The 23,349-nt window shown below is 63.4% G+C and carries 22 protein-coding genes and 1 riboswitch; of the genes, 16 read left to right on the top strand and 6 right to left on the bottom strand.

Translation table 11 applies throughout. From position 1 onward, the window contains the following. Nucleotides 1–18: 18 nt before the first annotated feature. Nucleotides 19–660, top strand: a complete 642-nt coding sequence (locus CLM60_RS08000; protein WP_095588629.1) for a hypothetical protein — start codon at nt 19–21, stop codon at nt 658–660. Here the strand turns inward: CLM60_RS08000 and CLM60_RS07995 are convergent. After that, nucleotides 605–1,384 carry a metalloprotease gene (locus CLM60_RS07995; protein ID WP_095588628.1) on the bottom strand — a complete coding sequence of 260 codons (780 nt, stop codon included), beginning with the start codon at nt 1,382–1,384 and terminating at the stop codon, nt 605–607. The genes CLM60_RS08000 and CLM60_RS07995 overlap by 56 nt on opposite strands. Nucleotides 1,385–1,606: 222 nt before the next feature. On the opposite strand from CLM60_RS07995, the gene CLM60_RS20645 reads away from it, so the two are divergent. Then, on the top strand, nt 1,607–2,389 hold the full coding sequence (locus tag CLM60_RS20645) for a hypothetical protein (protein WP_141246482.1): 783 nt from the start codon (nt 1,607–1,609) through the stop codon (nt 2,387–2,389). Nucleotides 2,390–2,454: 65 nt separating this feature from the next. Here CLM60_RS20645 and CLM60_RS07990 read toward each other — a convergent pair whose 3' ends face one another. Genes CLM60_RS07990 through fabA form a run of 3 tightly spaced genes read right to left on the bottom strand, consistent with a single transcriptional unit; the run spans nt 2,455 to nt 5,012 of the window. After that, complete coding sequence (locus tag CLM60_RS07990; protein WP_095588627.1) at nt 2,455–3,243, bottom strand: enoyl-ACP reductase FabI; 789 nt, start codon at nt 3,241–3,243, stop codon at nt 2,455–2,457. A 6-nt stretch (nt 3,244–3,249) separates the two neighbouring features. Then, nucleotides 3,250–4,476, bottom strand: a complete 1,227-nt coding sequence (fabB, locus tag CLM60_RS07985; protein WP_095588626.1) for a beta-ketoacyl-ACP synthase I — start codon at nt 4,474–4,476, stop codon at nt 3,250–3,252. Nucleotides 4,477–4,502: 26 nt separating this feature from the next. After that, nucleotides 4,503–5,012, bottom strand: coding sequence for a bifunctional 3-hydroxydecanoyl-ACP dehydratase/trans-2-decenoyl-ACP isomerase (gene fabA, locus CLM60_RS07980; RefSeq protein WP_095588625.1), 510 nt, complete (start codon nt 5,010–5,012; stop codon nt 4,503–4,505). Between the two features lie 153 nt (nt 5,013–5,165). Here fabA and irrA point away from each other — a divergent pair, with 153 nt between their 5' ends. The 4 genes from irrA (at nt 5,166) to CLM60_RS07960 (ending at nt 10,556) form a co-directional block, all read left to right on the top strand. Next, nucleotides 5,166–5,609, top strand: coding sequence for an iron response transcriptional regulator IrrA (gene irrA, locus CLM60_RS07975; protein ID WP_425427217.1), 444 nt, complete (start codon nt 5,166–5,168; stop codon nt 5,607–5,609). A gap of 111 nt (nt 5,610–5,720) precedes the next feature. Further along, nucleotides 5,721–6,725 carry an HlyD family secretion protein gene (locus CLM60_RS07970; RefSeq protein ID WP_095588624.1) on the top strand — a complete coding sequence of 335 codons (1,005 nt, stop codon included), beginning with the start codon at nt 5,721–5,723 and terminating at the stop codon, nt 6,723–6,725. Continuing rightward, nucleotides 6,718–9,426 (top strand): ribosome-associated ATPase/putative transporter RbbA, encoded by a 2,709-nt coding sequence (rbbA, locus tag CLM60_RS07965; protein WP_095588623.1) that lies wholly within the window; start codon nt 6,718–6,720, stop codon nt 9,424–9,426. Before CLM60_RS07970 ends, rbbA begins: the two co-directional genes overlap by 8 nt. Nucleotides 9,427–9,428: 2 nt before the next feature. Then, nucleotides 9,429–10,556, top strand: a complete 1,128-nt coding sequence (locus CLM60_RS07960; protein ID WP_095588622.1) for an ABC transporter permease — start codon at nt 9,429–9,431, stop codon at nt 10,554–10,556. Here the strand turns inward: CLM60_RS07960 and CLM60_RS07955 are convergent. Further along, nucleotides 10,553–11,422, bottom strand: coding sequence for a hypothetical protein (locus tag CLM60_RS07955; protein WP_095588621.1), 870 nt, complete (start codon nt 11,420–11,422; stop codon nt 10,553–10,555). The two genes, CLM60_RS07960 and CLM60_RS07955, sit on opposite strands and share 4 nt — an antisense overlap. 119 nt (nt 11,423–11,541) lie before the next feature. Here CLM60_RS07955 and miaB point away from each other — a divergent pair, with 119 nt between their 5' ends. Together miaB and CLM60_RS07945 are read left to right on the top strand one after the other, a co-directional pair. Then, nucleotides 11,542–12,861 (top strand): tRNA (N6-isopentenyl adenosine(37)-C2)-methylthiotransferase MiaB, encoded by a 1,320-nt coding sequence (gene miaB, locus CLM60_RS07950; protein ID WP_095588620.1) that lies wholly within the window; start codon nt 11,542–11,544, stop codon nt 12,859–12,861. A gap of 146 nt (nt 12,862–13,007) precedes the next feature. Beyond that, nucleotides 13,008–14,018: a PhoH family protein gene (locus CLM60_RS07945; RefSeq protein ID WP_095588694.1), complete on the top strand. Its 1,011-nt coding sequence runs from the start codon at nt 13,008–13,010 to the stop codon at nt 14,016–14,018. Nucleotides 14,019–14,058: 40 nt separating this feature from the next. On the opposite strand, the gene CLM60_RS07940 is transcribed toward CLM60_RS07945, so the two are convergent. Then, nucleotides 14,059–14,262 (bottom strand): hypothetical protein, encoded by a 204-nt coding sequence (locus CLM60_RS07940; protein WP_095588619.1) that lies wholly within the window; start codon nt 14,260–14,262, stop codon nt 14,059–14,061. A gap of 184 nt (nt 14,263–14,446) precedes the next feature. Between CLM60_RS07940 and CLM60_RS07935 the strand changes: the two genes are divergently transcribed. From CLM60_RS07935 to CLM60_RS07900, 8 genes are all read left to right on the top strand, one after another. Then, on the top strand, nt 14,447–15,388 hold the full coding sequence (locus CLM60_RS07935; RefSeq protein ID WP_095588693.1) for a LysR family transcriptional regulator: 942 nt from the start codon (nt 14,447–14,449) through the stop codon (nt 15,386–15,388). Nucleotides 15,389–15,514: 126 nt separating this feature from the next. Next, nucleotides 15,515–16,339, top strand: coding sequence for a DUF481 domain-containing protein (locus CLM60_RS07930; protein ID WP_176473825.1), 825 nt, complete (start codon nt 15,515–15,517; stop codon nt 16,337–16,339). Nucleotides 16,340–16,430: 91 nt separating this feature from the next. Next, complete coding sequence (gene ybeY / locus CLM60_RS07925) at nt 16,431–16,919, top strand: rRNA maturation RNase YbeY (protein WP_095588618.1); 489 nt, start codon at nt 16,431–16,433, stop codon at nt 16,917–16,919. Between the two features lie 36 nt (nt 16,920–16,955). After that, nucleotides 16,956–17,840 (top strand): hemolysin family protein, encoded by an 885-nt coding sequence (locus tag CLM60_RS07920; RefSeq protein ID WP_095588617.1) that lies wholly within the window; start codon nt 16,956–16,958, stop codon nt 17,838–17,840. Between the two features lie 3 nt (nt 17,841–17,843). Beyond that, nucleotides 17,844–19,352 (top strand): apolipoprotein N-acyltransferase, encoded by a 1,509-nt coding sequence (gene lnt / locus CLM60_RS07915; protein WP_245848293.1) that lies wholly within the window; start codon nt 17,844–17,846, stop codon nt 19,350–19,352. A 33-nt stretch (nt 19,353–19,385) separates the two neighbouring features. After that, nucleotides 19,386–19,435: riboswitch (SAM-SAH riboswitch) on the top strand. A gap of 6 nt (nt 19,436–19,441) precedes the next feature. Next, on the top strand, nt 19,442–20,623 hold the full coding sequence (metK, locus tag CLM60_RS07910; RefSeq protein WP_095588615.1) for a methionine adenosyltransferase: 1,182 nt from the start codon (nt 19,442–19,444) through the stop codon (nt 20,621–20,623). 188 nt (nt 20,624–20,811) lie between these two features. Then, nucleotides 20,812–21,282 (top strand): hypothetical protein, encoded by a 471-nt coding sequence (locus tag CLM60_RS07905; RefSeq protein ID WP_095588614.1) that lies wholly within the window; start codon nt 20,812–20,814, stop codon nt 21,280–21,282. Nucleotides 21,283–21,407: 125 nt separating this feature from the next. Then, a complete protein-coding gene (locus tag CLM60_RS07900; protein WP_095588613.1) occupies nt 21,408–23,333 on the top strand; it encodes a hypothetical protein in 1,926 nt (641 codons plus the stop codon). Nucleotides 23,334–23,349: the final 16 nt, after the last annotated feature.

The raw sequence follows: 23,349 nt of genomic DNA, 5'->3' as shown, positions 1-23,349 counted from the left end.
ACAGCGAAAGGCCGGGCCATGTCATCCAGGTTGGAGACCCTGCGCGCGCAGATACGCGAGCTTCAGAACGCCTTCCAGCAGGAGGTCGATGAACGCCGCGCGCAGTTCCGCTATCGGGTTGAAAAGCGCCGCGTCGTGTTCGAGGCCGAGATGCGCAAGGCCCACCGCGAGGCGCGCGAGGGGTGGCTTTCCTTCCTGTCGCGCGCCCGTCCGATGGTGATCCTGACCGCGCCGCTGATCTATGGTCTGATCATCCCCTTCGCGCTGCTCGATCTGTTCGTCAGCGTCTATCACGCGGTCTGTTTCCGGGTTTACGGTATTCCACGGGTCCGGCGCGCGGATTACATCGCCATCGACCGGCAGCACCTGGCCTATCTGAACGGGCTGCAAAAGCTGAATTGCATCTATTGCGGCTATTGCAACGGGCTGATCGCCTATGTCCGCGAGGTCGCATCGCGGACCGAACAATACTGGTGCCCGATCAAACATGCCCGCCGGCTGACGGCGACACATGCCCGCTATGACGGGTTCGTGGATTACGGCGATGCCACGGGGTTCCGGGCGCGGATGCTGTCGATCCGGGACGATCTGGCCGACGAGGCGGTTACAGAAACCACGCCACCAGCCACAGCCCCCCCATCAGATGGGCCGCAGCGGTGAAGATATAGGCCCCCAGCGCCACCAGCGCCTGCGGTTGGCGCATCGGGCGCTGGACCATGTCCAGATCGCGCATGCCAAAGGCGCTTTGCGCCCCCATCAGCGCAAAGAAGAACAGGACGGTCGACTGCATCGCCAGTGCCGCGGCGGCAAAGGCCGCGCTCATCCCGATGGTCATCACACGCGCCGCGCCGGGCCAGAACGCATAGGCGATGTTGCGCACGCAGCGCCCGCCATCCAGCGGCCAGAAGGGCAGCAGGTTGAAGAAGTTCAGCGCCGCCGTGACCGAGCCGAAGATCCAGAAGAACTCCGACACCGCCATCGACATCGGCGCCAGCAGCTCTGCCAGAACAAAGCTCAGGATCATCGGCGCCAGACAGATCGCAGGACCCATCAGCGCGATGAAGAAATCCTCGCCCTGCGTATCGGGGGCGCGGTCGGAAATCGCCACCCCGCCCAGCAGGGGGATCAGCCGGAACCGCGCGTCGTCATGGCCACAGATCCGGAACGCCGCCACGTGGCCGTATTCGTGGATCATCACCGAGAAGACGATCGCCAGCCCGTACATCGGCCCCCAGAAATAGGCCGCCGCCGCAAAGGCCAGCGCGCCCAGGACCATCCCCTGGCCATCAAACCCCGACACCGCCAAAGTGCCCGTGGCGGTCAACCCGCCCCGAAGCGTGTAAAGCGTGATCAGGCACAACAGAACTGCGAATACAAATGTCATGCGGAGGATGTCGTCAAAGAATGCGTCACCAACGTGGCCAGAACGGGGAATTCACAGACTTTCTGCGGTGCGGCATTGTGGCGGGTGGAAGGGTAAGAGCGAAGCTTTTTGGTGCTTGTGTTCTAAGGCAAAGCTGTGGTGGGCTGCTGCCATGGGTTGCGTTCATTTTTGAGGTAGAATGTGTCGAGAAACGCCCGAAATGTATCTAAAGGACCGAGCAAAATGAGTGGCCTTCGGCTGCTTAGCGCATCTTTGCTCAGTGTGTTGGGATTCTCGACCATCACGGCGCATGCAGAAATGCGCCACGGGCCATACACCATTGACGACAAGATCGTCGTACATATGGGGGATACCGCGTTTGAAGTGCCAGTATTTCCCGGGCTGTTCTTAGTCGGTCAGTCTGCACCAAGAATAGAAAGGGTTGTGACCAGCGGCTCGAGGCGAGATGACGGTACTGTAGAGCGTATTTGGTTATTCGGTTCTTATCCCTTTGAAGCGGCTCAAATTGCGATTCATCAACCACCTTCTTCTCAAATAATGAATGTAATACTGGATGGTGAAAATACCTATGAAATTCAAGGATTGACTATAACCAGGGTTTCAAATCTAGCCTCTCATAAGAGGCAACTAAATAAATTGCTCGAAGGTGACTATGAGCGCCACCCAACGGAAATTGAAGGATTCTTCCGAAGATCAATTGATCATGGCTTCAATCCAATGGCATCTGAAAATCTCAAGCTTTTAGGTTACCCGATCACAGTGCGCTGTATCTTAAGATCAAATCAGAGAATTGATATAGGGGAGGTGGACACTTGTCGGGTCGACGGATCTAGCGACCTTGGGTTCGTTATTTCTTTTGGCATAAATACAGATGCGCGTTTGAATGGCCATTGGCCGAGTCTCAGCAAGGCAGATCAGGAGTGGGTGCAGCCACTTCGTGAAGTTGAACGGGCGTTTAAGGCGTTAATCTACGACGACGCCCCAGAGGGTGCCTCCGCTAAGTAGTCTTGGTCTCAGCCACTCGCTCGGTTGCGATGCGGAGTACTTCGACACCCAGAAGTTCAACGTCCCTATAAATTCTCGGGCTGCGGCATGCCCAGGACGTGATAGCCGCCATCGACGCGGATGATCTCGCCGGTGGTGCAGGCACCGTGGTCGGATGCCAGATAGACGGCGGTGCCGCCCACGGCGTCCAGCGTGGCGTTGGCGCGCAGGGGCGCGTTAGCCTCGGTCTGACGAAATGTCTTGCGCGCGCCGCCGATGGCGGCACCGGCCAGCGTCTTCATCGGGCCGGGGCTGATCGCGTTCACGCGGATACCGTCGGGGCCCAGATCGTTGGCCAGATAGCGCACGGCACTTTCCAGCGCTGCCTTGGCCACACCCATCACGTTATAGAACGGCGTTACCCGGTTCGATCCCTGATAGGTCAGCGTCAGGATCGTGCCGCCCTCGGGCATCAGCGCGGACGCGCGCTTGGCCACGTCGATCAGCGAATAGCACGAGATATCCAGCGAGTTCTTGAAGTTCTCGCGCGAGGTGTTGATGAAACGCCCCGTCAGCTCGTTCTTGTCGGAATAGGCGATGGCGTGGATCACGAAATCCATCGTGCCCCAGCGGTCCTTCAGCGCGGCAAAGGCCGCATCCATCGACGCATCGTCGGTGACATCGACATCGACCAGAAAATCCGAGCCGACACTGGCCGCCAGCGGTTCGACCCGCTTGCCGAACGCCTCGCCCTGATAGGAAAACGCCAGCTCGGCGCCCTCGTCGGCCAGCGCCTTGGCGATGCCCCAGGCGATGGAGCGCTCGTTCGCGACGCCCATCACCAGGCCCCGCTTTCCCTTCATCAAATCCGGCATGTCCCTCTACCCGTGGTACTTGCTCATACAGATGGTGCCATTGGTCCCGCCAAAGCCGAAGCTGTTGGACATCACCGTGTCCAGCCCGGCGTTTTCGACGAATTCGGTGGCGATCTCGTCCGGGTTGATGCCCGGATCCAGCGTTTCGATATTGGCCGAGGGCGCGATGAAATCACCATTCATCATGATCAGGCTGTAAATCGCCTCGTGCACGCCCGCACCGCCCAGGCAGTGCCCGGTCACGGATTTGGTCGATGTGATGGGCGGCACGTTGCCTTCGCCAAAGACGCGGCGCACCGCCTGAACCTCGGTCACGTCGCCCGCGGGGGTCGAGGTGCCGTGCGCGTTGATATAGCCCACCTTGCGGTCGCCCAGCGTGGCCATGGCCAGCTTCATCGACCGTTCCGCGCCCTCGCCCGAGGGGGCGACCATGTCATGGCCATCCGATGTGGCGCCATAGCCCGTGACCTCGGCATAGATCTTGGCGCCGCGGGCCAGGGCGTGGTCCAGTTCCTCCAGAACCAGCACACCGCCGCCGCCCGAAATCACGAAACCGTCGCGATTGGCGTCGAACGCGCGCGACGCCTTTTCCGGCGTGTCGTTGTATTTCGACGACATCGCGCCCATCGCGTCGAACAGGCACGACAGGGTCCAGTCCAGTTCTTCGCCGCCGCCGGCAAAGACGATGTCCTGCTTGCCCATCTGGATCTGCTCGACCCCGTTGCCGATGCAATGCAGCGACGTGGTGCAGGCCGAGGTGATGGAATAGTTCACGCCCTTGATCTTGAACGGCGTCGCCAGACAGGCCGAATTGGTCGACGACATGCAGCGCGTCACCATGAAGGGACCCATCCGCTTGGGGCTGCCCTTTTCGATCACGGTCTGATGCGCGCTGAAGAAGTTCGAGGTCGACGGACCGCCCGAACCCATGATCAGCCCGGTGCGCGGGTTCGACACATCGCTGTCCTCAAGCCCGCTATCGGCAATGGCTTGTTCCATCGCGATATAGTTATAGGCCGCACCCGGCCCCATGAACCGCAGCTGACGCTTGTCGACATGTTCGGCCACGTCGATCTGTGGCATGCCGTGGATCTGGCTGCGGAAACCGTGTTCGACGTAATCGGGGGCCGGTACGATCCCCGACTTGCCCGACCGCAGCGCAGCGGTGACTTCTTCGACATTGTTCCCGATCGAGCTGACGATGCCCATTCCGGTGATGACGACGCGGCGCATGGCGCTCTCCCTTGATCTGGTCCGGCTCAGCTTTCGCTCAGCGCGACTTTCATGTCTTTGACCTGATAGATAACTTCTCCATCAGCCTCCACAATACCGTCGGCGACGCCCATGGTCAGGCGGCGTGTCTGCACGGCCTTGGTGAAATCGACCTTATACGTCAGCATCTTGCGGTCGGGGCGGACCATGCCGGTCAGCTTGACCTCGCCCACACCCAGCGCATAGCCGCGCCCCTGCCAGCCGCGCCAGCCCAGGTTGAACCCGGTCAGCTGCCACAGGCCGTCCAGACCCAGACAGCCCGGCATGATCGGGTTGCCGGGGAAATGGCAGTCGAAGAACCACAGGTCGGGCGTGATGTCGAATTCGGCCACCACATGGCCCTTGCCATGTTCGCCGCGGTCGCCCGAGATATCGGTGATCCGGTCCATCATCAGCATCGGCGGCGCGGGCAGTTGCGCGTTGCCGGGGCCGAACAATTCGCCCCGCGCGCATTTCAGCAGATCGTCTTTGTCGAAACTTGTCGGATAGTCGGCCATTCAGCCCCGCCCCTTTGTCGCTTTTATCGTCGTTCGCCCATCCTGTAACATCGCGCTTTGCGCGCATGCAATAGCGCCCGGTCACCCGCCGGTGATCGATGCGGGTGTGATTTTGTTTGATACCGACCGGCAGAGTGCCCTATATTCATGGCAATGACACTGGATACGCTGAACAATGACATGTCGCAGGCGGCATTGCGCCGGGGGACCGATTGGCTCTCGGGGGCCGGTTTGCGCCCGACCCGGCAGCGTGTCGCGCTGGCGGCCTTGCTGATGGGCGATGGCTGCGACCGGCATGTCACCGCCGAAAGCCTGTTCGCGGCCAGCAGCGCCACGGGCGAGAAAGTGTCGCTGGCCACGGTCTATAACACCTTGCGCGCCTTTTGCGACGCGGGCCTGATGCAAGAGGTCATGGTCGATGGCTCGAAAAGCTATTTCGACACCAAGACCCACGATCACCCGCATTTCTTCTGGGAAGACGAGGGGCGGCTGAGCGATGCCCCCGCGCATGAGATCAAGATCGCCCAATTGCCCAAGGCGCCCGAGGGCGCAAAGATCGCCAAGGTGGATGTGGTGATCCGGCTGCGCCGCGCCTGATATCCCGCGCCACGGGTTCCCTTACGTTTCTTAATCTGGATCAAGGTTGCCGCCGTCGAATGGGCGCAGATATCCTTGCATGGAATCACAGCAAGGAATCGAGAGGTCCAGATGCGGAGCCTGCGCCCCCTTATCGTCGTGACGGTTCTTGTTGCGGCGGCCGCCGCGATCGGCTGGTCGCTTTATGTCAATGGCGGCAATGGCGTGCCTGCCGGTTTCGCCACCGGCAATGGCCGGGTCGAGGCTGACCAGGTGGATGTGTCGACCAAGGCAGCCGGGCGGGTCGCGCAGATCATGGCGCAGGAAGGCGATCTGGTCGAACAGGGGCAATTGCTGGCGGCGATGGACGTGCGCGAGCTGACCGCGCAGCTGAACCGTGCCCGCGCCGATGTCGACAGCGCGGATTCGGCTGTGAACCAGGCCAAGGCCGTCATCGAACAGCGCCGGTCCGAACAGGCGCTGGCGCAGCAGGAATTCGACCGCGCGACCGGACTGGCAGAGCGCGGCGTCGCCTCGCAGCAGGTGGTGGATCAGGCCGCGGCAGAGCTTAAATCGAACGTTGCGGCACTGGATGCCTCGATCGCGGCGCTGCACACGCAGGAACGCACGGCGGATGCCGCCCGCGCGCTGGTGGACCTGTATCAGACCCAGATCGACGATGCGCAATTGTCGGCCCCGGTGCAGGGGCGGGTGCTGTACCGACTGGCCCAGCCGGGCGAGGTGTTGGCGGCGGGCGGGCGTCTGCTGACGCTGCTGGATTTCGGCCAGGTCTATATGGAGGTCTTTTTGCCCAACGATCAGACCGCCATGATCCGCCTGGGGTCCGAGGCGCGGATACAGCTGGACGGGGTGCCGGTGGCGATCCCGGCCTATGTCAGCTTCATCTCGCCCGAGGCGCAATTCACCCCGCGCCAGATCGAAACCCGCAGCGAACGCGACAAGCTGATGTTCCGGGTCAAGCTGCGGGTGCCGCAGGAACTGGTCACCACCTATATCGAATATGTCCGCACCGGCATGCGCGGCGAGGCGTATATCCGGCTGTCGGATTCCGACGGTGCCCCCTGGCCCGAGGCGGTGCAGACCCTGATCCCCGAAACGCCGCCCGCCGATGGCTGACGGGATGGACCCGGTCGCCCGCATTTCCGGTGTCTCGCACCGCTATGGCAAGGTCTGCGCGCTGGACGATGTGACGCTGGACATCCCCGCGGGGGGCATGGTCGGGCTGATCGGGCCGGACGGGGTGGGCAAATCCACGCTGCTGGGATTGCTGGCGGGCGCGCGGCGGTTGCAGACCGGCGGGATGCAGGTGCTGGGCGGCGACATGGGCCGGGCGAAGCACCGGCGGTCGTGCTACAGCCGCATCGCCTATATGCCGCAGGGGCTGGGGCGGAACCTATATTTCGAGCTGTCGATCCGCGAGAACCTGGAGTTCTTCGCCAAGCTTTTCGGACAGGGCCGGGCCGAGCGCGCCCACCGGATCGACCGGCTGCTGCGCGCCACCGGGCTGGACCCGTTCATCGACCGGCCCGCGGGCAAGCTTTCGGGCGGGATGAAACAGAAGCTGGGCCTGTGCTGTGCGCTGATCCACGATCCCGATTTCCTGATCCTGGACGAGCCCACGACCGGGGTCGATCCGTTGTCGCGGCGGCAGTTCTGGGATCTGATCGACGATATCCGCGCCGAACGCCCGGGGATGAGCGTTCTGGTCTCGACCGCCTATATGGACGAGGCGGGGCGCTTCGATCACCTGATCGCGATGAATGCGGGCCAGGTGCTGGCCAGTGGCGCGCCACACTCCCTGATGGCGCAGACCGGGGCCGACACGCTGGAGGACGCCTTTCTGGCGCTTTTGCCCGGCGGCGCGGACCGGCGCGCGCTGGTCATCCCGCCGCCGCCCGCCGATGGCGACGAACCGGCGATCCGGGCGCATGGGCTGACCAAGACATTTGGCGATTTCACCGCCGTCAAGGATGTCAGTTTCGCCATTCCGCGGGGCGAGATATTCGGCTTTCTGGGGTCGAACGGCTGCGGCAAGACCACCACGATGAAGATGCTGACCGGCCTTCTGGATCCCAGCGCCGGTCAGGCCTGGGTGCTGGGCCACCCGGCGGATGCCAGCGATCTGGACACGCGCAAGCGGGTGGGGTTCATGACGCAGTCCTTCTCGCTGTACAAGGAACTGACGATCCAGCAGAACCTGTGGCTGCACGGCCGGCTGTTCGAGATGCCGCGCGCGCGCATCGCCGAACGGGTCGAGGCGCTGCTGGACCGGTTCGGGTTGCAGGACCATCGCCACGATCTGGCCGGGGCGCTGCCGCTGGGTCTGCGACAGCGCCTGTCGCTGGCGGTGGCGGTGATCCACGGCCCCGAGATCCTGATCCTGGACGAACCCACATCGGGCGTGGACCCGGTGGCGCGGGATTCGTTCTGGGAGCTGCTGATCGACCTGTCGCGCAATGACCGGGTGACGATCTTCATCTCGACCCATTTCATGAACGAGGCCGCGCGCTGCGACCGGATCTCGTTGATGCATGCGGGGCAGGTGCTGGTCTGTGACACGCCCACGGCGCTGGCCGATACCTATGGCGGTGGCGACCTGGAGGAGGCCTTTGTCAACCAGATCGCCCGCGCCACCGGGCAGGACACGGGCCACGCCGCCCAGCCCGTGACCACGGACGCGCCAACCCCGGCGCGCCGCGCGCCCGGGGCGCTGGGGCGGTTGATGGCTTATAGCCGGCGCGAATTCACCGAGGTGCTGCGCGATCCGATCCGTCTGGCTTTCGCGTTTCTGGGCAGTCTGATCCTGCTCAGCATCTTCGCCTATGGGCTGTCCTTCGATGTCGACGACCTGCATTTCGCGGTGTTCGATCAGGACCAGACGCCCGAAAGCCGGGCCTATCTCAGCAATTTCAGCGGCTCGCGCTATTTCATCGAAGAGCCGCCCATCTATAGCATCGACGCGCTCGAGGCACGGATGGCCGCGAACGAGATCTGGCTGGCCATCGAAATTCCCGAAGGGTTCGGCCGCGATCTGAAGGCGGGGCATGTGCCCGGCGTGTCGGCCTGGATCGACGGCGCCAACCCGTCGACCGCCGCCACGATCGAAGGTTATGTGAACAGCGGCCACACGCTTTACCTGTCCACGCTGAACCCCGGCGCGGAGAGTTCGGCGGTGGTCGATATCGAAACCCGCTATCAATACAACCCGTCGCTGGAAACGATCTTTACCATCGCGCCGTCGATCCCGGCGGTTCTGCTGATGCTGATCCCGGCGATCCTGATGGCGGTCAGTATCGCGCGCGAGCGTGAAACCGGCACGATCACCAATTTCCACGTCACCCCCACCCGCAAGCTGGAATTCCTGATCGGCAAGCAGATGCCCTATGTCGGGATCGGGATGGCGAATTTCCTGCTGATGGTGCTGATGGCGGTCTATATCTTCCGGGTCCCGCTCAAGGGCGACGGCGTGCTGCTGACCCTGGCGGCGCTGGCGTACCTGTTCGCCGCGACCGGGGTGGGGATGCTGATGTCGTGTTTCACCCGCAGCCAGGTCGCGGCGGTCTTTGCCACGGCGGTTCTGGCGATGGTGCCCACGGTCAATTTCTCAGGGCTGGTGCAGCCGGTGTCGACGCTGGAAGGGGCGGCGCGCAATATCGGCACCTTCTGGCCCACGACCTATTACATGGAAACCAGCGTGGGTGTCTTTACCAAGGGGCTGGGCTTTGCCGAGCTGGGCGGCAACATCCTGATCCTGATCGCGTTCAGCCTGCCGCTGTGGCTGGCCAGCTCGGCCGCGCTGAAAAAGCAGGAGCCCTGAGGATGCGGTCGATACGCAACATATTGTGGCTCTGCACCAAGGAATTTCGCGCGCTTCTGCGCGACGCGGTGCTGATCGCGATCATCTTCTATGCCTTCGGCCCCGGCATCTATGTGGAGGGGCAGTCGGTCGCCGAGGATGTGAACAACGCCGCCGTCGCCTTTGTGGACGAGGACCGCTCGGCCCTGTCGCGGGCCATGGCCCAAGCGCTTTATCCGCCCTATTTCCAGCGCCCGGTGATGATCCCGGCCAGCACGATGGAAACGGCGATGAACCAGGGGCTTTATACTTTCATCGTGGTGCTGCCGCATGGGCTGGAGGCCGATATCCGCGCCGGCCGGCAGCCCGAGATCCAGATCAATGTCGATGCGACCGCGACCCAGCAGGCGTCGATCGGTACCGCCTATCTGGTCAATATCCTGACCGATGCGGCGCAGCAGGTCGTCGCGCCGGACGCCACGGATGACAGCCCGGTCAACCTGGTGGTGCGGCGGGCGTTCAACTCCAATGGCAACACCTACTGGTTCGGGTCGATCCTGGGCCTGCTGAATCAGTTGACGATGATCACCATCATCCTGACCGGCGCCGCGATCATCCGCGAACGCGAACACGGCACGCTGGAGCATCTGTTGGTGATGCCCGTCCGCGCCTTCGAGATCGCCCTGTCCAAGGTGCTGGCCAATGGCGCGGTGATCTTCCTGGGCTTTGTGCTGGGGATGCTGGTGGTGATCGAGGATATGTTGCACGTGCCGATGAAGGGCCAGCACGGGCTGCTGTTTCTGGGCACGGTGATCTATCTGTTCGCGGCATCGGCCTTTGGCATCCTGCTGGGGATCGTGGCGCGGACCATGGCGCAATTCGCGCTGTTGCTGATGATGACGATCATGCCGATGATGATCCTGTCGGGCGGGATGAGCCCCATCGAAAGCCAGCCCGATTGGCTGCAACCCATCACCTGGCTTCTGCCCTCGCGACACTATCTGGATTTCGCGACGGCCATCGTACACCGCGGGGCGGGGTTCGGGATCGTCTGGCCGGAATTCCTGGCGACCTTCGGGCTGGGGGCGGCGTTCTTTGCGCTGGCGCTGGTGCAGTTCCGGCGGTCGATCTCAAGCGTCGGCCGATCCTAGAACCACTGGCCCGGCTCCATCAGGCCCAGTTCCAGAAGCTGTTTGGAATTCCATTCGAACGGGGTCGAGCTGCGCCATTGGAACGTGCTGATCGCGTCGCGCGAACCGGGGTTCGTCTTCAGCGCCTTAGCGGTGCGGAACGAACAGATCGTGGCGGTCAGGTTGTGGTGCCACGGACAGGCATAGGTGTTGTATTCCGGCTCGCTGAACGTGTGGTCGGGGCGCAGCGTCAGCCCCGGCTTGGCGCGGAACAGCGCGATCCGGTCGATCTTGCGCCGCTCCCACGGGACGTGCTCCTCGAACCGCCAGCGCAGCCCGCCATAGAAATCCATCTGTCGGTCCAGCGCGGCCCAATCAGCGTCGGCATCCTTGCGCGCCAGCGCGTAGTAGCCCGACCGGTCCAGATGCGCGTCCCCCAGCGCCACGGCATTCGGGGCCTGCCCCAGATCCCCGGCATAAAGGTCGATGACATAGCACAGCATGGCATCGCGCCGTTCCTCGGTGTGGAAGGCCAGCAATTCGCCAACCGCGCGTGTCTCGCAATAGGGAAAGAACAGGTATTCGGCGTTGAAACAGTAATACAGCCACTGCGACCCTGCCGCCGCGATCACCGCGTTCACGCTGGCCGCCACGGATGCGGGGCCGGCGGGCATGTGGTCGATACGGATGATGCGGTCGGCCAGGTCCTCGTCGATCGCGATCTGCGGCGGGGCAAGCACCAGAAGGGTGGGAAAACCGATCTTCAGGTGGTGACGGATGGTCGATGCGACCTCGACCGGGTCCTCGACAAAGATCATGGCGACCGGCCCGCGTTTCAGCGCCGCGGCATTCTCCGCCAGGAACCTGTCCAGCCCGTCATACTGCATCCGTGCGCCACCTGCCCGTTGAATTTCGCGCAGACTCGATGAATTCGCGCTCCATTGCAAGCGTTGCGGGACGCCCCGCGATTGTGTAGATGAGCGGCTTGAGATCAGGAACCGCGCCCATGTCCGAACCCAAGAAGCTGTATATCAAGACCTATGGCTGTCAGATGAATGTCTATGACAGCGAACGCATGGCCGAGGCGCTGGGCGGCAAGGGTTATGTGGAAACGCAGACCCCCGAAGACGCGGACATGATCCTGCTGAACACCTGTCACATCCGGGAAAAGGCGGCCGAGAAGGTCTATAGCGAGCTGGGCCGGTTCAAGGGGCTGAAGGCGGAAAAACCGGACCTGAAGATCGGCGTCGCAGGCTGCGTGGCCCAGGCCGAGGGCGAAGAGATCATGCGCCGCCAGCCGCTGGTCGATCTGGTGGTGGGCCCGCAAAGCTATCACCGCCTGCCCGAGATGGAGGCGAAGACGCGCCAGGGCGCCAAGGCGCTGGACACCGACTTCCCCGAGGAAGACAAGTTCGAGCACCTGAAATCCCGCCCCAAGGCGAAGCGCGGCCCGACCGCTTTCCTGACCGTGCAGGAAGGCTGTGACAAGTTCTGTGCGTTCTGCGTGGTGCCCTATACCCGCGGGGCCGAGGTCAGCCGCCCGGTGGACCGCGTGTTGACCGAGGCGCGCGATCTGGTCGAGCGCGGCGTGCGGGAAATCACCCTGCTGGGGCAGAACGTGAATGCCTATCACGGCGCGGGGGCGGATGGCGATTGGTCGCTGGCCCGCCTGATCTGGGCGCTGAACGATATCGACGGGCTGGAGCGGATCCGCTTCACCACCAGTCACCCCAACGACATGGATGACGACCTGATCGCGGCGCATGGCGATTGCCCCAAGCTGATGCCGTACCTGCATTTGCCGGTGCAATCGGGCAGCAACCGCATCCTGAAACGGATGAACCGCAGCCATGACCGCGACAGCTATCTGCGGCTGATCGAGCGTATCCGCGCCGCGCGGCCCGACATCCTGATCTCGGGCGATTTCATCGTGGGCTTCCCCGAAGAGACCGAGGAAGACTTCCGCGACACGCTGGATCTGGTCGAACAGGTGAAATACGGCCAGTGCTATTCCTTCAAATACTCGACCCGCCCCGGCACCCCGGCGGCGGAACGTCCGCAGGTCGACGATGCCGAGGCATCCGACCGGTTGCAGCGGCTTCAGGCCCTGCTGTCGCGCCAGCAGCGCGAGTTGCAGGACGCGATGGTGGGCCGCACCGTGGGGGTGCTGTTCGAAAAAACCGGCCGGCTGGACGGGCAGCTGGTGGGTAAATCCGACCACCTGCACGCGGTCTATGTTCAGGCCGATGCCAGCCTGCTGGGGCAGGTCGCGCAGGTGAAGATCGTCGAAAGCAACACCAACTCGCTGGGCGGCGTGTTGGTCTGACCGGACCGCGACTGCCCGATTTCGGGCAGCTGACGCGTCGTTGCGCACTTTTTTGTTTCAGTTTCGTAAAAGAAATCAGCAAGCACTTGCGTTGTATGCGGGTGCGGTCCACCATATCTATGAACATATAGCCAACGGAGTTGTTTTTGGGCATCAGCGCTCTGACCCCCCCGACGCACGGCGATGACGTGCATGAGAAGCTTCTGGAATTTCCGGATAATCGTTTGCTGATCGACCTTTGCGGTGAATTCGACCGCAACCTGGCCCAGATCGAACACAAGCTTGGGGTGCATATCCTGCGCCGGGGCAATCAGCTGGCCATCGTTGGCGAAGACGCGGCACGCGATCAGGCCGCGCAGGTTCTGGAACAACTTTACGCACGGCTCGAATCCGGGCGCGCGATCGATGCGGGCGATATCGACGGCACGATCCGGCTGGGCGATTCCGGCAAGGATACCGGCGGGCGCGCAGGCGACCAGATGGAGCTGTTCCAGGGCGGCAAGGTCGAGATCAAGACCCGCAAGAAGCTGGTCGAGCCGCGGACAGAGGCGCAGAAAGCCTATGTCACCAACCTGTTCCAGAACGAGCTTGTCTTCGGTATCGGCCCGGCGGGCACCGGCAAGACCTATCTGGCCGTGGCGGTTGCGGTGAACATGTTCATCGGTGGCCATGTCGACCGGATCATCTTGTCGCGCCCCGCGGTCGAGGCGGGCGAGAAGCTGGGCTATCTGCCCGGCGACATGAAGGACAAGGTCGATCCTTACATGCAGCCGCTTTACGACGCGTTGAACGATTTCCTGCCCGGCAAGCAGCTGGCCAAGCTGATCGAGGAAAAGAAGATCGAGATCGCGCCGCTGGCCTTCATGCGCGGACGCACGCTCTCCAACGCCTTTGTCGTGCTGGACGAGGCGCAGAACGCCACCACGATGCAGATGAAGATGTTCCTGACCCGTCTGGGCGAGGGCTCTCGCATGGTGATCACCGGCGACCGCAGCCAGGTCGACCTGCCGCGCGGGGTTCAGTCGGGGCTGGCGGATGCCGAGAACCTGCTGAACGGGATCGACCAGATCAGCTTCAACTATTTCACGTCCAAGGATGTGGTGCGCCACCCGCTGGTGGCCAAGATCATCGAAGCCTACGACAAGGCCGAGGCTTGATCCGGCGGGCGCGGGTGCTTGGGGTCACCCGCGCCGGCGGTCATTCATCGCCGCCGTTTACCGCGCGGACCGCTGCACCGGTGCCTTTGACCGCCAGTTTCGCCGCGCCAGCGGTCACCTTGACCGCGGATTTGGTCACGAAAAGTGCGCTGTCGACCGTGTTGTCATAAGTCTTTTCGGCCGAGCATCCGGCCAGAGCAGACGCGGTCAGAAATGCAATCAGCAGGGGTTTGGCGGCGCTCATTCTGTCGTCCTTTCCATTCAGACGGTTAAGGGTGCGAAGACGCCCAGCAGGGGGCGCCTGCCCGGTATCTTTCGTGCCGGTTCAACGCTGCCGTCTTCGCAGGTCCTGATCTAGCCGGTTCCAATCCTCAAGAAAAACGAATAAGAATAATATTTGAGGTGAGTTTTGCATATGGATGGCCGCGATGGATATTGCCCTGATCCGAACCTTTCTGGAAGTTGCCGCAACCGGATCCTTCGTGAATGCCGCTGACCGGCTTTATGTCACGCAATCGGCGGTCAGCCTGCGGGTGCAGCGGCTGGAGGATACGCTGGGCCGGCAGCTGTTCACCCGGTCCAAGGCAGGGGCCGAGCTGACCTCGGCGGGCAAGGAATTCGAACGCTATGCGCTGTCGCTGATCAAGATCTGGGAAGAGGCGCGCCAGCAGGTCGCCATCCCCGAAGGCTTCACCGACAGCCTGGCCATCGGGGCACAATATTCGCTGTGGCCGCGTTTGGGCTTTCGCTGGATCGACCATCTGCGCCAGACGCGACCGGACCTGAACATCCGGGCCGAGCTGGGCATGCCCGACCGTCTGACGCGGTTCCTGATCGAGGGCGTGGTTCAGGCCGGGCTTTTGTATACCCCGCAGCTGCGCCCGGGCCTGGCGGTGGAAAAGGTGATGGAGGAGGAGCTGGTGCTGGTCGCGCCATGGGAAAACCCCACGATGGATCTGCAGGGGCGCTATGCCTTTGTCGACTGGGGCCCGGAATTCGTTCATGCCCACGCGCTGCACCTGCCCGATCTGACCAATCCCGGCCTGACCCTGTCGCTGGGGGCGCTGGGGGCGGAATTCATCCGGCGGCGCAACTTCGCCGCCTATCTGCCCGCGCGGTATGTCAAGCGGCTGATCGATGCGGGCGAGCTGTTTCTTGTGCCCGATGCGCCGACCTTTCCCTATCCGGTCTGGGCGGTCTGGCGCGAGGACCTTCCGCCCGAGATCCGTGACCCCGCCGCACGGACGCTGCGGGCCGTGGCGCAATCGCTGAATGCCGAACAGGACAGCGTGATCGACGTGCTGGAAGAAATCAGCGTCGACCATCATGTCGACCGGCTGGGCGACGAGGGGGCTTCCATGGATAAGTAAATATCGTTTTAAACATTGATATTTTGAATTTCCCTAATTCATGGTTCGTCCCTAAATCCCGTTGCAGCAGAAATGCTCCCGCCGCCGACCCCGGCGCGGGTCACATTGATGGGAAAGGACTGACCCATGAAAGAACGCACTACTCTGGCCGCGTCGGCTCTGGCGCTGCTGCTGGCCGCCCCCGTATACGCACAGGGCGCGCTGGTCGGTGTCGAGGCCCTCGATGACCGTATCGACGACATTCAGGAAGATGTGGCCGACGACATGTCGGACTCCGACGACGCGGAACGCTTTGGCCAGAACCAGTTCGCACAGGGCTGGGCGGGCAGTGTCTCGCTGGGCTTTGCGGCGACTTCGGGCAACACCGACACCGCAGACCTGTCCTTTGGCGGCCGCTTCCGCTATGGCAACGGCCCGTGGAACCACACCTTTGGCTTCGCTGGCGAATTCGCCGAGGACAACGATGTCCGCAACAAGGAAGAAGTGTTCGCAACCTATGACGTGAACCGTTACTTCAACGACCGGTTCTATGTCTTCGGCCTGGGCTCTGTCCGCTATGACGGCTTTGCCTCTAACGAATGGGACAGCTTCCTGGGCGTGGGCCCCGGTTATCGCGTGGTCAACCAGGACAACATGACCTGGCGCCTGCAGGCCGGCCCCGGCGTGCGCTATCTCGAAGAGCAGAACGGCAACACCGAGACCGAGGTCGCGGGCATCGCATCGTCGCGCTTCTACTACAAGATCAGCGACACGATGTTCCTGACCAACGACACCGATATCCTGTTCTCGGACACCGATACGGTCGCGACCAACGATCTGGGCGTGAACTTCAAGATGACCGATGCGCTGTCGACCCGCGTGTCCTATCGCACCGAATTCAACAGCGATCCGCTGCCCGGTGTGAAACATTCCGACAACACCCTTGGTGTGTCGCTGGTCTATGGCTTCTGAGCCGATCCGCGTCATGCCTTCAGGGGGGCGGGGCTTGCCTCGCCCCCTCTGGCGCTTTCTGTGCCTGCCCAACTGGGCTAGAGATGCCGCCATGACCGTCGATTCCCTGATCGAGGACCCGCGCTGGTCCGGCCCCGATCTGACCGCGCTGGCCGACCGTGCCTGTGCGGCCACCCTGTCGCATCTGGGGCTGGTGCCCGCCGCGTGGGAAATCAGCCTGCTGGGCTGTGACGATGCGCGCATCGCCGTTCTGAACGCCGATTTCCGCGACAAGCCGCGCCCCACCAATGTGCTGTCCTGGCCGTCCGAGGATCGCGCCGCCGATGCCGACGGCGCGCCGCCCGCGCCGCCGCTGGGCCCCGACCCGGAACTGGGCGATATCGCGATTGCCTTCGACACCTGCCTGCGCGAGGCGCAGGAGCAGGGCAAGCCGCTGGCCGATCACACCACCCATCTTCTGGTGCATGGCTGCCTGCACCTGTTGGGATATGATCACATTCGCCCCAAGGATGCAGATCTGATGGAGCAGATCGAGGTGGAAATACTTGCATCTTTGGGTATCGCCAATCCATATGTATAACGCGACACCGGATGTCGTGTGATGTGGTAAGGAACGATGGGCGAAGACGACGGGTCTTCTAGCGCCGCGCAGGGCGCGCAGGATTTCAGTAAACAGATGCAGGGCGGCTTTTTTCACCGCCTGTTCGGCGCGCGGCGGTCCCCGGTCGAGGCGATCGCGCCACAGGCCGAACCGTCCGAACCCAGCACGGAACTGACGATGCCGGTGGCGATGCCCGGTCTGCTGAACCTTCGGCGGATGCGGGTCGAGGATGTGGCCATCCCCAAGGCCGAGATCGTGGCCGTGCCGGCCGATATCGACAAGGATGCCCTGATCGGGATCTTCAGCGACAGCGGCATGAGCCGCCTGCCGGTTTACGAGGGCACGCTGGATTCCCCCGTGGGCATGCTGCACCTGAAGGATGTCGCGCTGCGCTACGGGTTCAACGGGGCTGCGGCCGAATTCTCGCTGCGCGAGCTGCTGCGGCCGCTGCTTTACGCGCCGCCGTCGATGCCGATCGGGGTTCTGTTGCAGAAGATGCAGAATGAACGCGTGCACATGGCGCTGGTGATCGACGAATATGGCGGGGTCGACGGTCTGGTCACGATCGAGGATCTGATCGAACAGGTCGTGGGCGAGATCGCCGACGAGCACGATGTCGACGAGGGCGAATACTGGCTGCTGGAGCGGCCGGGCAGCTATCTGGTCCAGGCCCGCGCGCCGCTGGACGAGCTGGAGCCCGAGCTGGGCCTGAAGCTGGCCGATGAAGAGGACGAGGAAGAGGTCGACACGCTGGGCGGGCTGGTCTTCATGATGATCGGCCGGGTCCCCGCGCGGGGCGAGGTGATCCCCCATGAAAGCGGGGCCGAGTTCGAAATCGTCGATGCCGATCCGCGCCGCATCAAGCGTGTGCGTGTCCGGCTGCCCAAACAGGAAACCTGACCCGTGCCAGCACCGATTGCCGGCAAGCGGCCCCGGCTGATGCGGGCGGCCTTCTGTCTGCTGGCCGGGCTGGTCGCGGCGGCGGGGCAGGCGCCCTTTCACCTGTGGTGGCTGGCGCTGCCAGCCTGGGCGTTCGCCCTGTGGCAGATCCGCGATGCGCGCGACCTGAAACAGGCGGCGTTTCGCGGCTGGCTGGTGGGGGCGGGCTATGTGCTGGCCACGCATCACTGGATCGTCAGCCCGTTTTTCGTCGACGCCGCGCGCCATGGCTGGATGGCGCCCTTTGCGCTGCTGGCGATGGTGTCGGGCATCGCTCTGTTCTTCGGCGCGGCCTATGTGCTGGCCTTCTGGCTGGGGCGCGGGCCTGTGACGCGGGTGCTGGCGCTGATCCCGGCGCTGACGCTGACCGAACTTGGCCGCGCCTATGTCCTGACGGGGTTTCCCTGGGCGCTGATCGGGTCGCTCTGGGTCGGGCAGCCGCTGGCGCAGGCGTCGTCGGTGATCGGGCCGCATGGGCTGGTCTTTCTGACGCTGGCCATCGCGGCGCTGCTGGTGGCGTTTCGCGGGCGTGGGGCGCTGGTGGCCGGGGCCGGGGCGGTGGTGCTCTTCGGGCTGGCCACGGGCTATGGGATGCAGCGGCTTCAGGCCCCGGTGGCACAGACCGGCAAGACCGTGCGCATCGTCCAGCCCAACGCGGCGCAGCACCTGAAATGGCGCCGCGACATGGTCGATCTGTTCTTTACCCGCCAGCTTGACCTGACCGCGCAATCGTCCGAGCGACCGCTGGATCTGATCCTGTGGCCCGAAACCGCCATTGCCTATGGGCTGAGCCCCGACAGCACGGTCTGGGATCTTCAGGCCGAGGCCGCACAGGGCGTGCCGCTGCTGTTCGGGGTGCAGCGCAGCATCGGGCGACGCTGGTACAACAGCCTTGCGGCCATTGGCGCCGATGGCGGGTTGCTGGGCACCTATGACAAGCACCATCTGGTGCCCTTCGGCGAATACGTCCCCTATGGCGATGTGCTGGAGCTGATCGGGATTTCCAGCTTTGCCGCACAGGCCGGGAATGGCTACAGCGCCGGACCGGGGGCCGAGGTGCTGGCGGTGCCGGGCATCGGCAAGGTGCTGCCGCTGATCTGCTACGAGGCGATCTTTCCCCAGGATGTCGGCGCCGCGCAGGAGCGCGCCGACCTGCTGATCCAGGTCACCAACGATGCCTGGTTCGGCGGCACGGTCATGCCCCGGCAGCATCTGGACCAGGCTCGCCTGCGCGCCGTCGAACAGGGGCTGCCGGTGGCGCGGTCGGCCAATACCGGGATTTCGGCGATGATCGATCCCTATGGCCGGGTGGTGGCCGCGCTGCCCTATGGCCAGGCCGGGGCGCTGGATGCGGCGCTGCCCGCGCCGCTGCTGCCCACGGTTTACGCGCGCACCGGCGATTGGCCCATTCTACCGCTGCTTGTGGTGGGCTTTGCGCTGTTGGCGCTGCGTCGCAGAGCGAATACCGGTTGACCGGACCGGGCCAAGCGCGTATCCGGCCCTGATCGACCGTCACAACGGCTTCCTGGCGTGACGGCGTAAATGTTAATGGAGCACTCCTCATGAGCCGTCAGAACTATATCTTCACTTCGGAATCCGTGTCCGAAGGCCACCCCGACAAGGTCTGCGACCGGATCTCGGACGCCATCCTCGATGCCTTTCTGGCCGAGGAACCCGAGGCGCGCGTCGCCTGCGAGACCTTCGCCACCACCAACCATGTCGTCGTGGGCGGCGAGGTCGGCCTGTCGGACCCCGAAAAGCTGACGCGCATGAAGGACGACGTCGAAAGCATCGTGCGCGATTGCGTGCGCGATATCGGCTATGAACAGGACAAGTTCCACTGGAACACGCTGCAGGTTACCAACCTGCTGCACGAACAATCCGCGCATATCGCTCAGGGCGTCGACGCGGCCGAGAACAAGGACGAGGGCGCCGGCGATCAGGGCATCATGTTCGGCTATGCCACCAATGAAACGCCGCTGCTGATGCCCGCGCCGATCCTTTATGCCCACGCCATCCTGCGCCGCCTGGCCGAGGTGCGCAAGTCCGGGGTCGAGGCGGTTCTGGGTCCGGACGCGAAATCGCAGCTGTCGGTGCGCTATGAAAACGGCAAGCCCGTCGGTGTGACATCGGTCGTGCTGTCGACCCAGCACTTGGACGAGACGCTGACCAGCGAAGATGTGCGCGCCATCGTCGAACCCTATATCCGCGAGAGCCTGCCGGGTGGCTGGCTGAACGCGGAAACCGTCTGGCATGTGAACCCCACCGGCAAGTTCGTGATCGGCGGCCCCGACGGCGACGCCGGCCTGACCGGGCGCAAGATCATCGTCGACACCTATGGCGGCGCGGCGCCCCATGGCGGCGGCGCGTTTTCCGGCAAGGACCCGACCAAGGTCGACCGCTCGGCCGCCTATGCCGCGCGTTACCTGGCCAAGAACGTGGTCGCCGCGGGGCTGGCCGACCGCTGCACGGTGCAGCTGTCCTATGCCATCGGCATCGCCGAGCCGCAGTCGATCTATGTCGACACCCACGGCACCGGCAATGGCCGGGATGCGGCGATCGAAACCGCCATCGGCAAGGTCATGAGCCTGACGCCGCGCGGCATCCGCACGCATCTGGACCTGAACAAGCCGGTCTATCAGCGCACCGCGGCCTATGGCCATTTCGGGCGCGAACCCGATGCGGATGGCGGCTTCAGCTGGGAACGCACCGACCTGGTCGATGCGCTGCACAACGCGCTTTAAGACCCGCGCGGTTGGCCGGGGCGTGACGCAGCGTTTCCGGCCACCTGCGGCAATCGTCGCAATTTTGCCCGTATTTTGCGAAAATTCTGCCTGCACCGGTCGCTACATCCGATCATCGAGGCCATCCGACCCTGCCGTTCAGGTGACGATGGCGCAGCCGCAACCGCGTTGCCGAAAGATGAGCGAAGATGTTGGTCAAGCGAACAGTCCTGTCTGCCATCCTGATCTGGGCGATCGGGGTCGGTGCCGCGCTGTCGCAAAGCGTGACCTATTCGACCGACCTGTTTCTGGACACCAATCGCGATTGGGCTCAGGTCCAGGCCGAGGTCATACGCGAACGGCTCTATCTGCGCGACACCTTTACCCGTGATATGAAACGTGTCAGCGACCAGCAGGCACGCGATATGGCCCGGTTTAAGGGCGCCGACAACCGCGACGCCCGCCGCCGCGCGCGCTTCCACGCCAAGGCCGAACGCGCCCGCCTCCGCGAGGCCTATCGCTACAGGTGGCAGGAATTGCAGGACAAGATGACCTGGGCCCGGCGCGAATACACCCTGCGCCGGAAATACAGCGCGGGCACCTACCGGATCCTGAACCGGGACGATCTGGCGCGCGACCCGGTCCTGCCCAGCATCTCGGCGATCCCGCTGGCGCGCTAGCAAGAACCCCCTGTTTTCACTGGAAAGATCGCCGGTTGATGTGACCGGGCGGCTCGTGTTTTAATACGTCTGTTATTGTTGTGACAGAATTTCAATGCTCCCTGTTTCCGAAAGGGCCAGGTATTATGACATCGAATATTGAAGCGATCCGCGCCGCCGAGGCGCGGCTGCCTGACTTGCAGGGCGAGTTGAATCGCATCCGTACGCAGGCCATGGCCGATGACGTGATCACGCCGGATGAACAGCGCCAGATCGACGCGGTCGAGGGCAAGATCGGCGATCTGGAGCGGCTGCTGACCGAAAAACGCCGGATCTGGGAAGAAAACAAAGCAGCTTATGAGCAGTTGCGCGCCAGTATCGACGCCAATCTCACCAGCGCCGCGCAATGCGAATACGAGTTCCTGGCCGAGGACACGCAGGCCATTGCAGACCTTCAGGCCCAGATGGAAGAGGCCGCCGCAGCCGAGGATTACCAACTGGCCCTGGAGCACGGGCGCGCACTGGAAGGGGCTGTCGCGGACTTCCTGATCAAGCTGGAAGAGCTGGAGCTGAAGCGGGCGGAATACGAAACCACCCTGACCGCCTTGCAGCCGCGTCTGGACCAGTACTCGCAATCGACGCCAGAGCTGGCCTATGTCGACGATCTGATGTCCACGCGGGTCACGTTGCAGACCGAGATGGAAGCCGCCGCTGAATTCGGCGATTTCGACAATGCGCTGCGGCTTCAGCAGCAGCTTTCCGACAAGCTGGACGAGATCGACGCCGCGATTGCGGCCAAGCGCGAGGAATATGAAACGCAACGCGCGGAGCTGGACACGCGTTTGGCCGAGATTTCCGGCCATACCTATGTTGATATCGCCAGTGAGCGGGATGCATTGGCGTCCTCGACCGATGCGATTGACGCAGCGGCGGGGGCCGAGGATTGGCAGACCGCGCTGGACCTGACCGGGCAGGCGCTGGTCGATTGCGATTCATATCAGGCGCTGGCCGACGAGCAGGAGGTCACCAAAAACACCATCGAAACCCGCATGGGGACGGTCCGGACCGAGTTGGCCAATCACAGCGGTTCCACATCGTCGGTCAAGCGCGGGGCAGATGCTAATGTGGCCAAGGTGGACCAGGCGCTGGGTGGCGGCGGCAGCCTGAACGAGGCGCTGGCGCTGACCGACACGCTGATGCGGCAGATCGAGGAACTGGAGGCGCTGAAGGCGGTCATGGACCGTCTGGACGCCGCCGATCCCGACGATCTGGACGATGTGTCGCGCACGATTGTCGAGGAGATGACCGCCGCCGGAACCCTGGACACGCTGCCAACCGAAACCCGCACCACGCTGGTCGACAACCTGATGTCGGGCACACCCACCGAAGACGAGCATGCGGCGATACAAGAGATCTTCAGCATCCCGCATGTGGATCGCCAGTTCGAGGATTTCGACAGCCAGACGCGCCAGAGCATCGTCGATGCCTATATGAGCGACCCCGAGGTTCAGGAGCTGGCCGAGAACTGGCACGAGATGGAACCGGCCGACCGGATGGCGGCGGTCAACAAGCTGATCCAGGTGCCCTGCGGCGAGGACGGCTGGGATGTGGGATTGCCCGGCACGATCACGCCCTTCGACGAAGCCTTTGATGCCGATGGCGGTCTTTATGGGGCCTATGACCACGGCGGCGACGAGATGACATTCAACGTCAATGACGACGCCCATGGCGATTTCGGCGAGGTTCTGGACACGATCACCCACGAGATGGGCCACCGGTACCAGATGCAGTTGATCGAGCGATTGGACCCCAGCCACCCCGATGCGCTGAGCCCCGGCGATCCGGAATACGAACAGGCGCGCTGGTTGCAGCAGGACGACAATTACCTCAACCGGTTCTCGGACCCCGATGACGATGACGACCCGTTCGACCGGATCTATTTCACCTCGCCCTCGGAAACCCATTCGCGAGTGATGGGGCGTGAGGTCAAGGAGGGTCTGCGCGAAGGGTTCGACATCCCCGAGGATGACGACGAGGACGGCGGGGGGCATCACCATGACCACGCCCATTAGCCTTGGCAAAGCCGCT

The sequence above is a fragment of the Actibacterium ureilyticum genome (assembly GCF_002285435.1).
Classification (GTDB): Bacteria; Pseudomonadota; Alphaproteobacteria; order Rhodobacterales; family Rhodobacteraceae; genus Actibacterium_C; species Actibacterium_C ureilyticum.
The sequence above is the reverse complement of the archived record's forward strand: the minus strand, read 5'-3'. Positions and strand labels throughout refer to the sequence as shown.

Excerpts from the sequence above, each read along its gene's own strand:
- CLM60_RS07995 (WP_095588628.1), bottom strand. The coding sequence starts at position 1,384 with ATGACATTTGTATTCGCAGTTCTGTTGTGCCTGATCACGCTTTACACG.
- CLM60_RS07905 (WP_095588614.1), top strand. The coding sequence starts at position 20,812 with ATGTTGGTCAAGCGAACAGTCCTGTCTGCCATCCTGATCTGGGCGATC.
- CLM60_RS07940 (WP_095588619.1), bottom strand. The coding sequence starts at position 14,262 with ATGAGCGCCGCCAAACCCCTGCTGATTGCATTTCTGACCGCGTCTGCT.
- CLM60_RS07920 (WP_095588617.1), top strand. The coding sequence starts at position 16,956 with ATGGGCGAAGACGACGGGTCTTCTAGCGCCGCGCAGGGCGCGCAGGAT.
- miaB (WP_095588620.1), top strand. The coding sequence starts at position 11,542 with ATGTCCGAACCCAAGAAGCTGTATATCAAGACCTATGGCTGTCAGATG.
- CLM60_RS07900 (WP_095588613.1), top strand. The coding sequence starts at position 21,408 with ATGACATCGAATATTGAAGCGATCCGCGCCGCCGAGGCGCGGCTGCCT.
- irrA (WP_425427217.1), top strand. The coding sequence starts at position 5,166 with ATGACACTGGATACGCTGAACAATGACATGTCGCAGGCGGCATTGCGC.
- CLM60_RS07935 (WP_095588693.1), top strand. The coding sequence starts at position 14,447 with ATGGATATTGCCCTGATCCGAACCTTTCTGGAAGTTGCCGCAACCGGA.
- CLM60_RS07960 (WP_095588622.1), top strand. The coding sequence starts at position 9,429 with ATGCGGTCGATACGCAACATATTGTGGCTCTGCACCAAGGAATTTCGC.
- fabB (WP_095588626.1), bottom strand. The coding sequence starts at position 4,476 with ATGCGCCGCGTCGTCATCACCGGAATGGGCATCGTCAGCTCGATCGGG.
- fabA (WP_095588625.1), bottom strand. The coding sequence starts at position 5,012 with ATGGCCGACTATCCGACAAGTTTCGACAAAGACGATCTGCTGAAATGC.
- rbbA (WP_095588623.1), top strand. The coding sequence starts at position 6,718 with ATGGCTGACGGGATGGACCCGGTCGCCCGCATTTCCGGTGTCTCGCAC.
- metK (WP_095588615.1), top strand. The coding sequence starts at position 19,442 with ATGAGCCGTCAGAACTATATCTTCACTTCGGAATCCGTGTCCGAAGGC.
- CLM60_RS20645 (WP_141246482.1), top strand. The coding sequence starts at position 1,607 with ATGAGTGGCCTTCGGCTGCTTAGCGCATCTTTGCTCAGTGTGTTGGGA.
- CLM60_RS07970 (WP_095588624.1), top strand. The coding sequence starts at position 5,721 with ATGCGGAGCCTGCGCCCCCTTATCGTCGTGACGGTTCTTGTTGCGGCG.
- CLM60_RS08000 (WP_095588629.1), top strand. The coding sequence starts at position 19 with ATGTCATCCAGGTTGGAGACCCTGCGCGCGCAGATACGCGAGCTTCAG.
- ybeY (WP_095588618.1), top strand. The coding sequence starts at position 16,431 with ATGACCGTCGATTCCCTGATCGAGGACCCGCGCTGGTCCGGCCCCGAT.
- CLM60_RS07990 (WP_095588627.1), bottom strand. The coding sequence starts at position 3,243 with ATGCCGGATTTGATGAAGGGAAAGCGGGGCCTGGTGATGGGCGTCGCG.
- CLM60_RS07955 (WP_095588621.1), bottom strand. The coding sequence starts at position 11,422 with ATGCAGTATGACGGGCTGGACAGGTTCCTGGCGGAGAATGCCGCGGCG.
- CLM60_RS07930 (WP_176473825.1), top strand. The coding sequence starts at position 15,515 with ATGAAAGAACGCACTACTCTGGCCGCGTCGGCTCTGGCGCTGCTGCTG.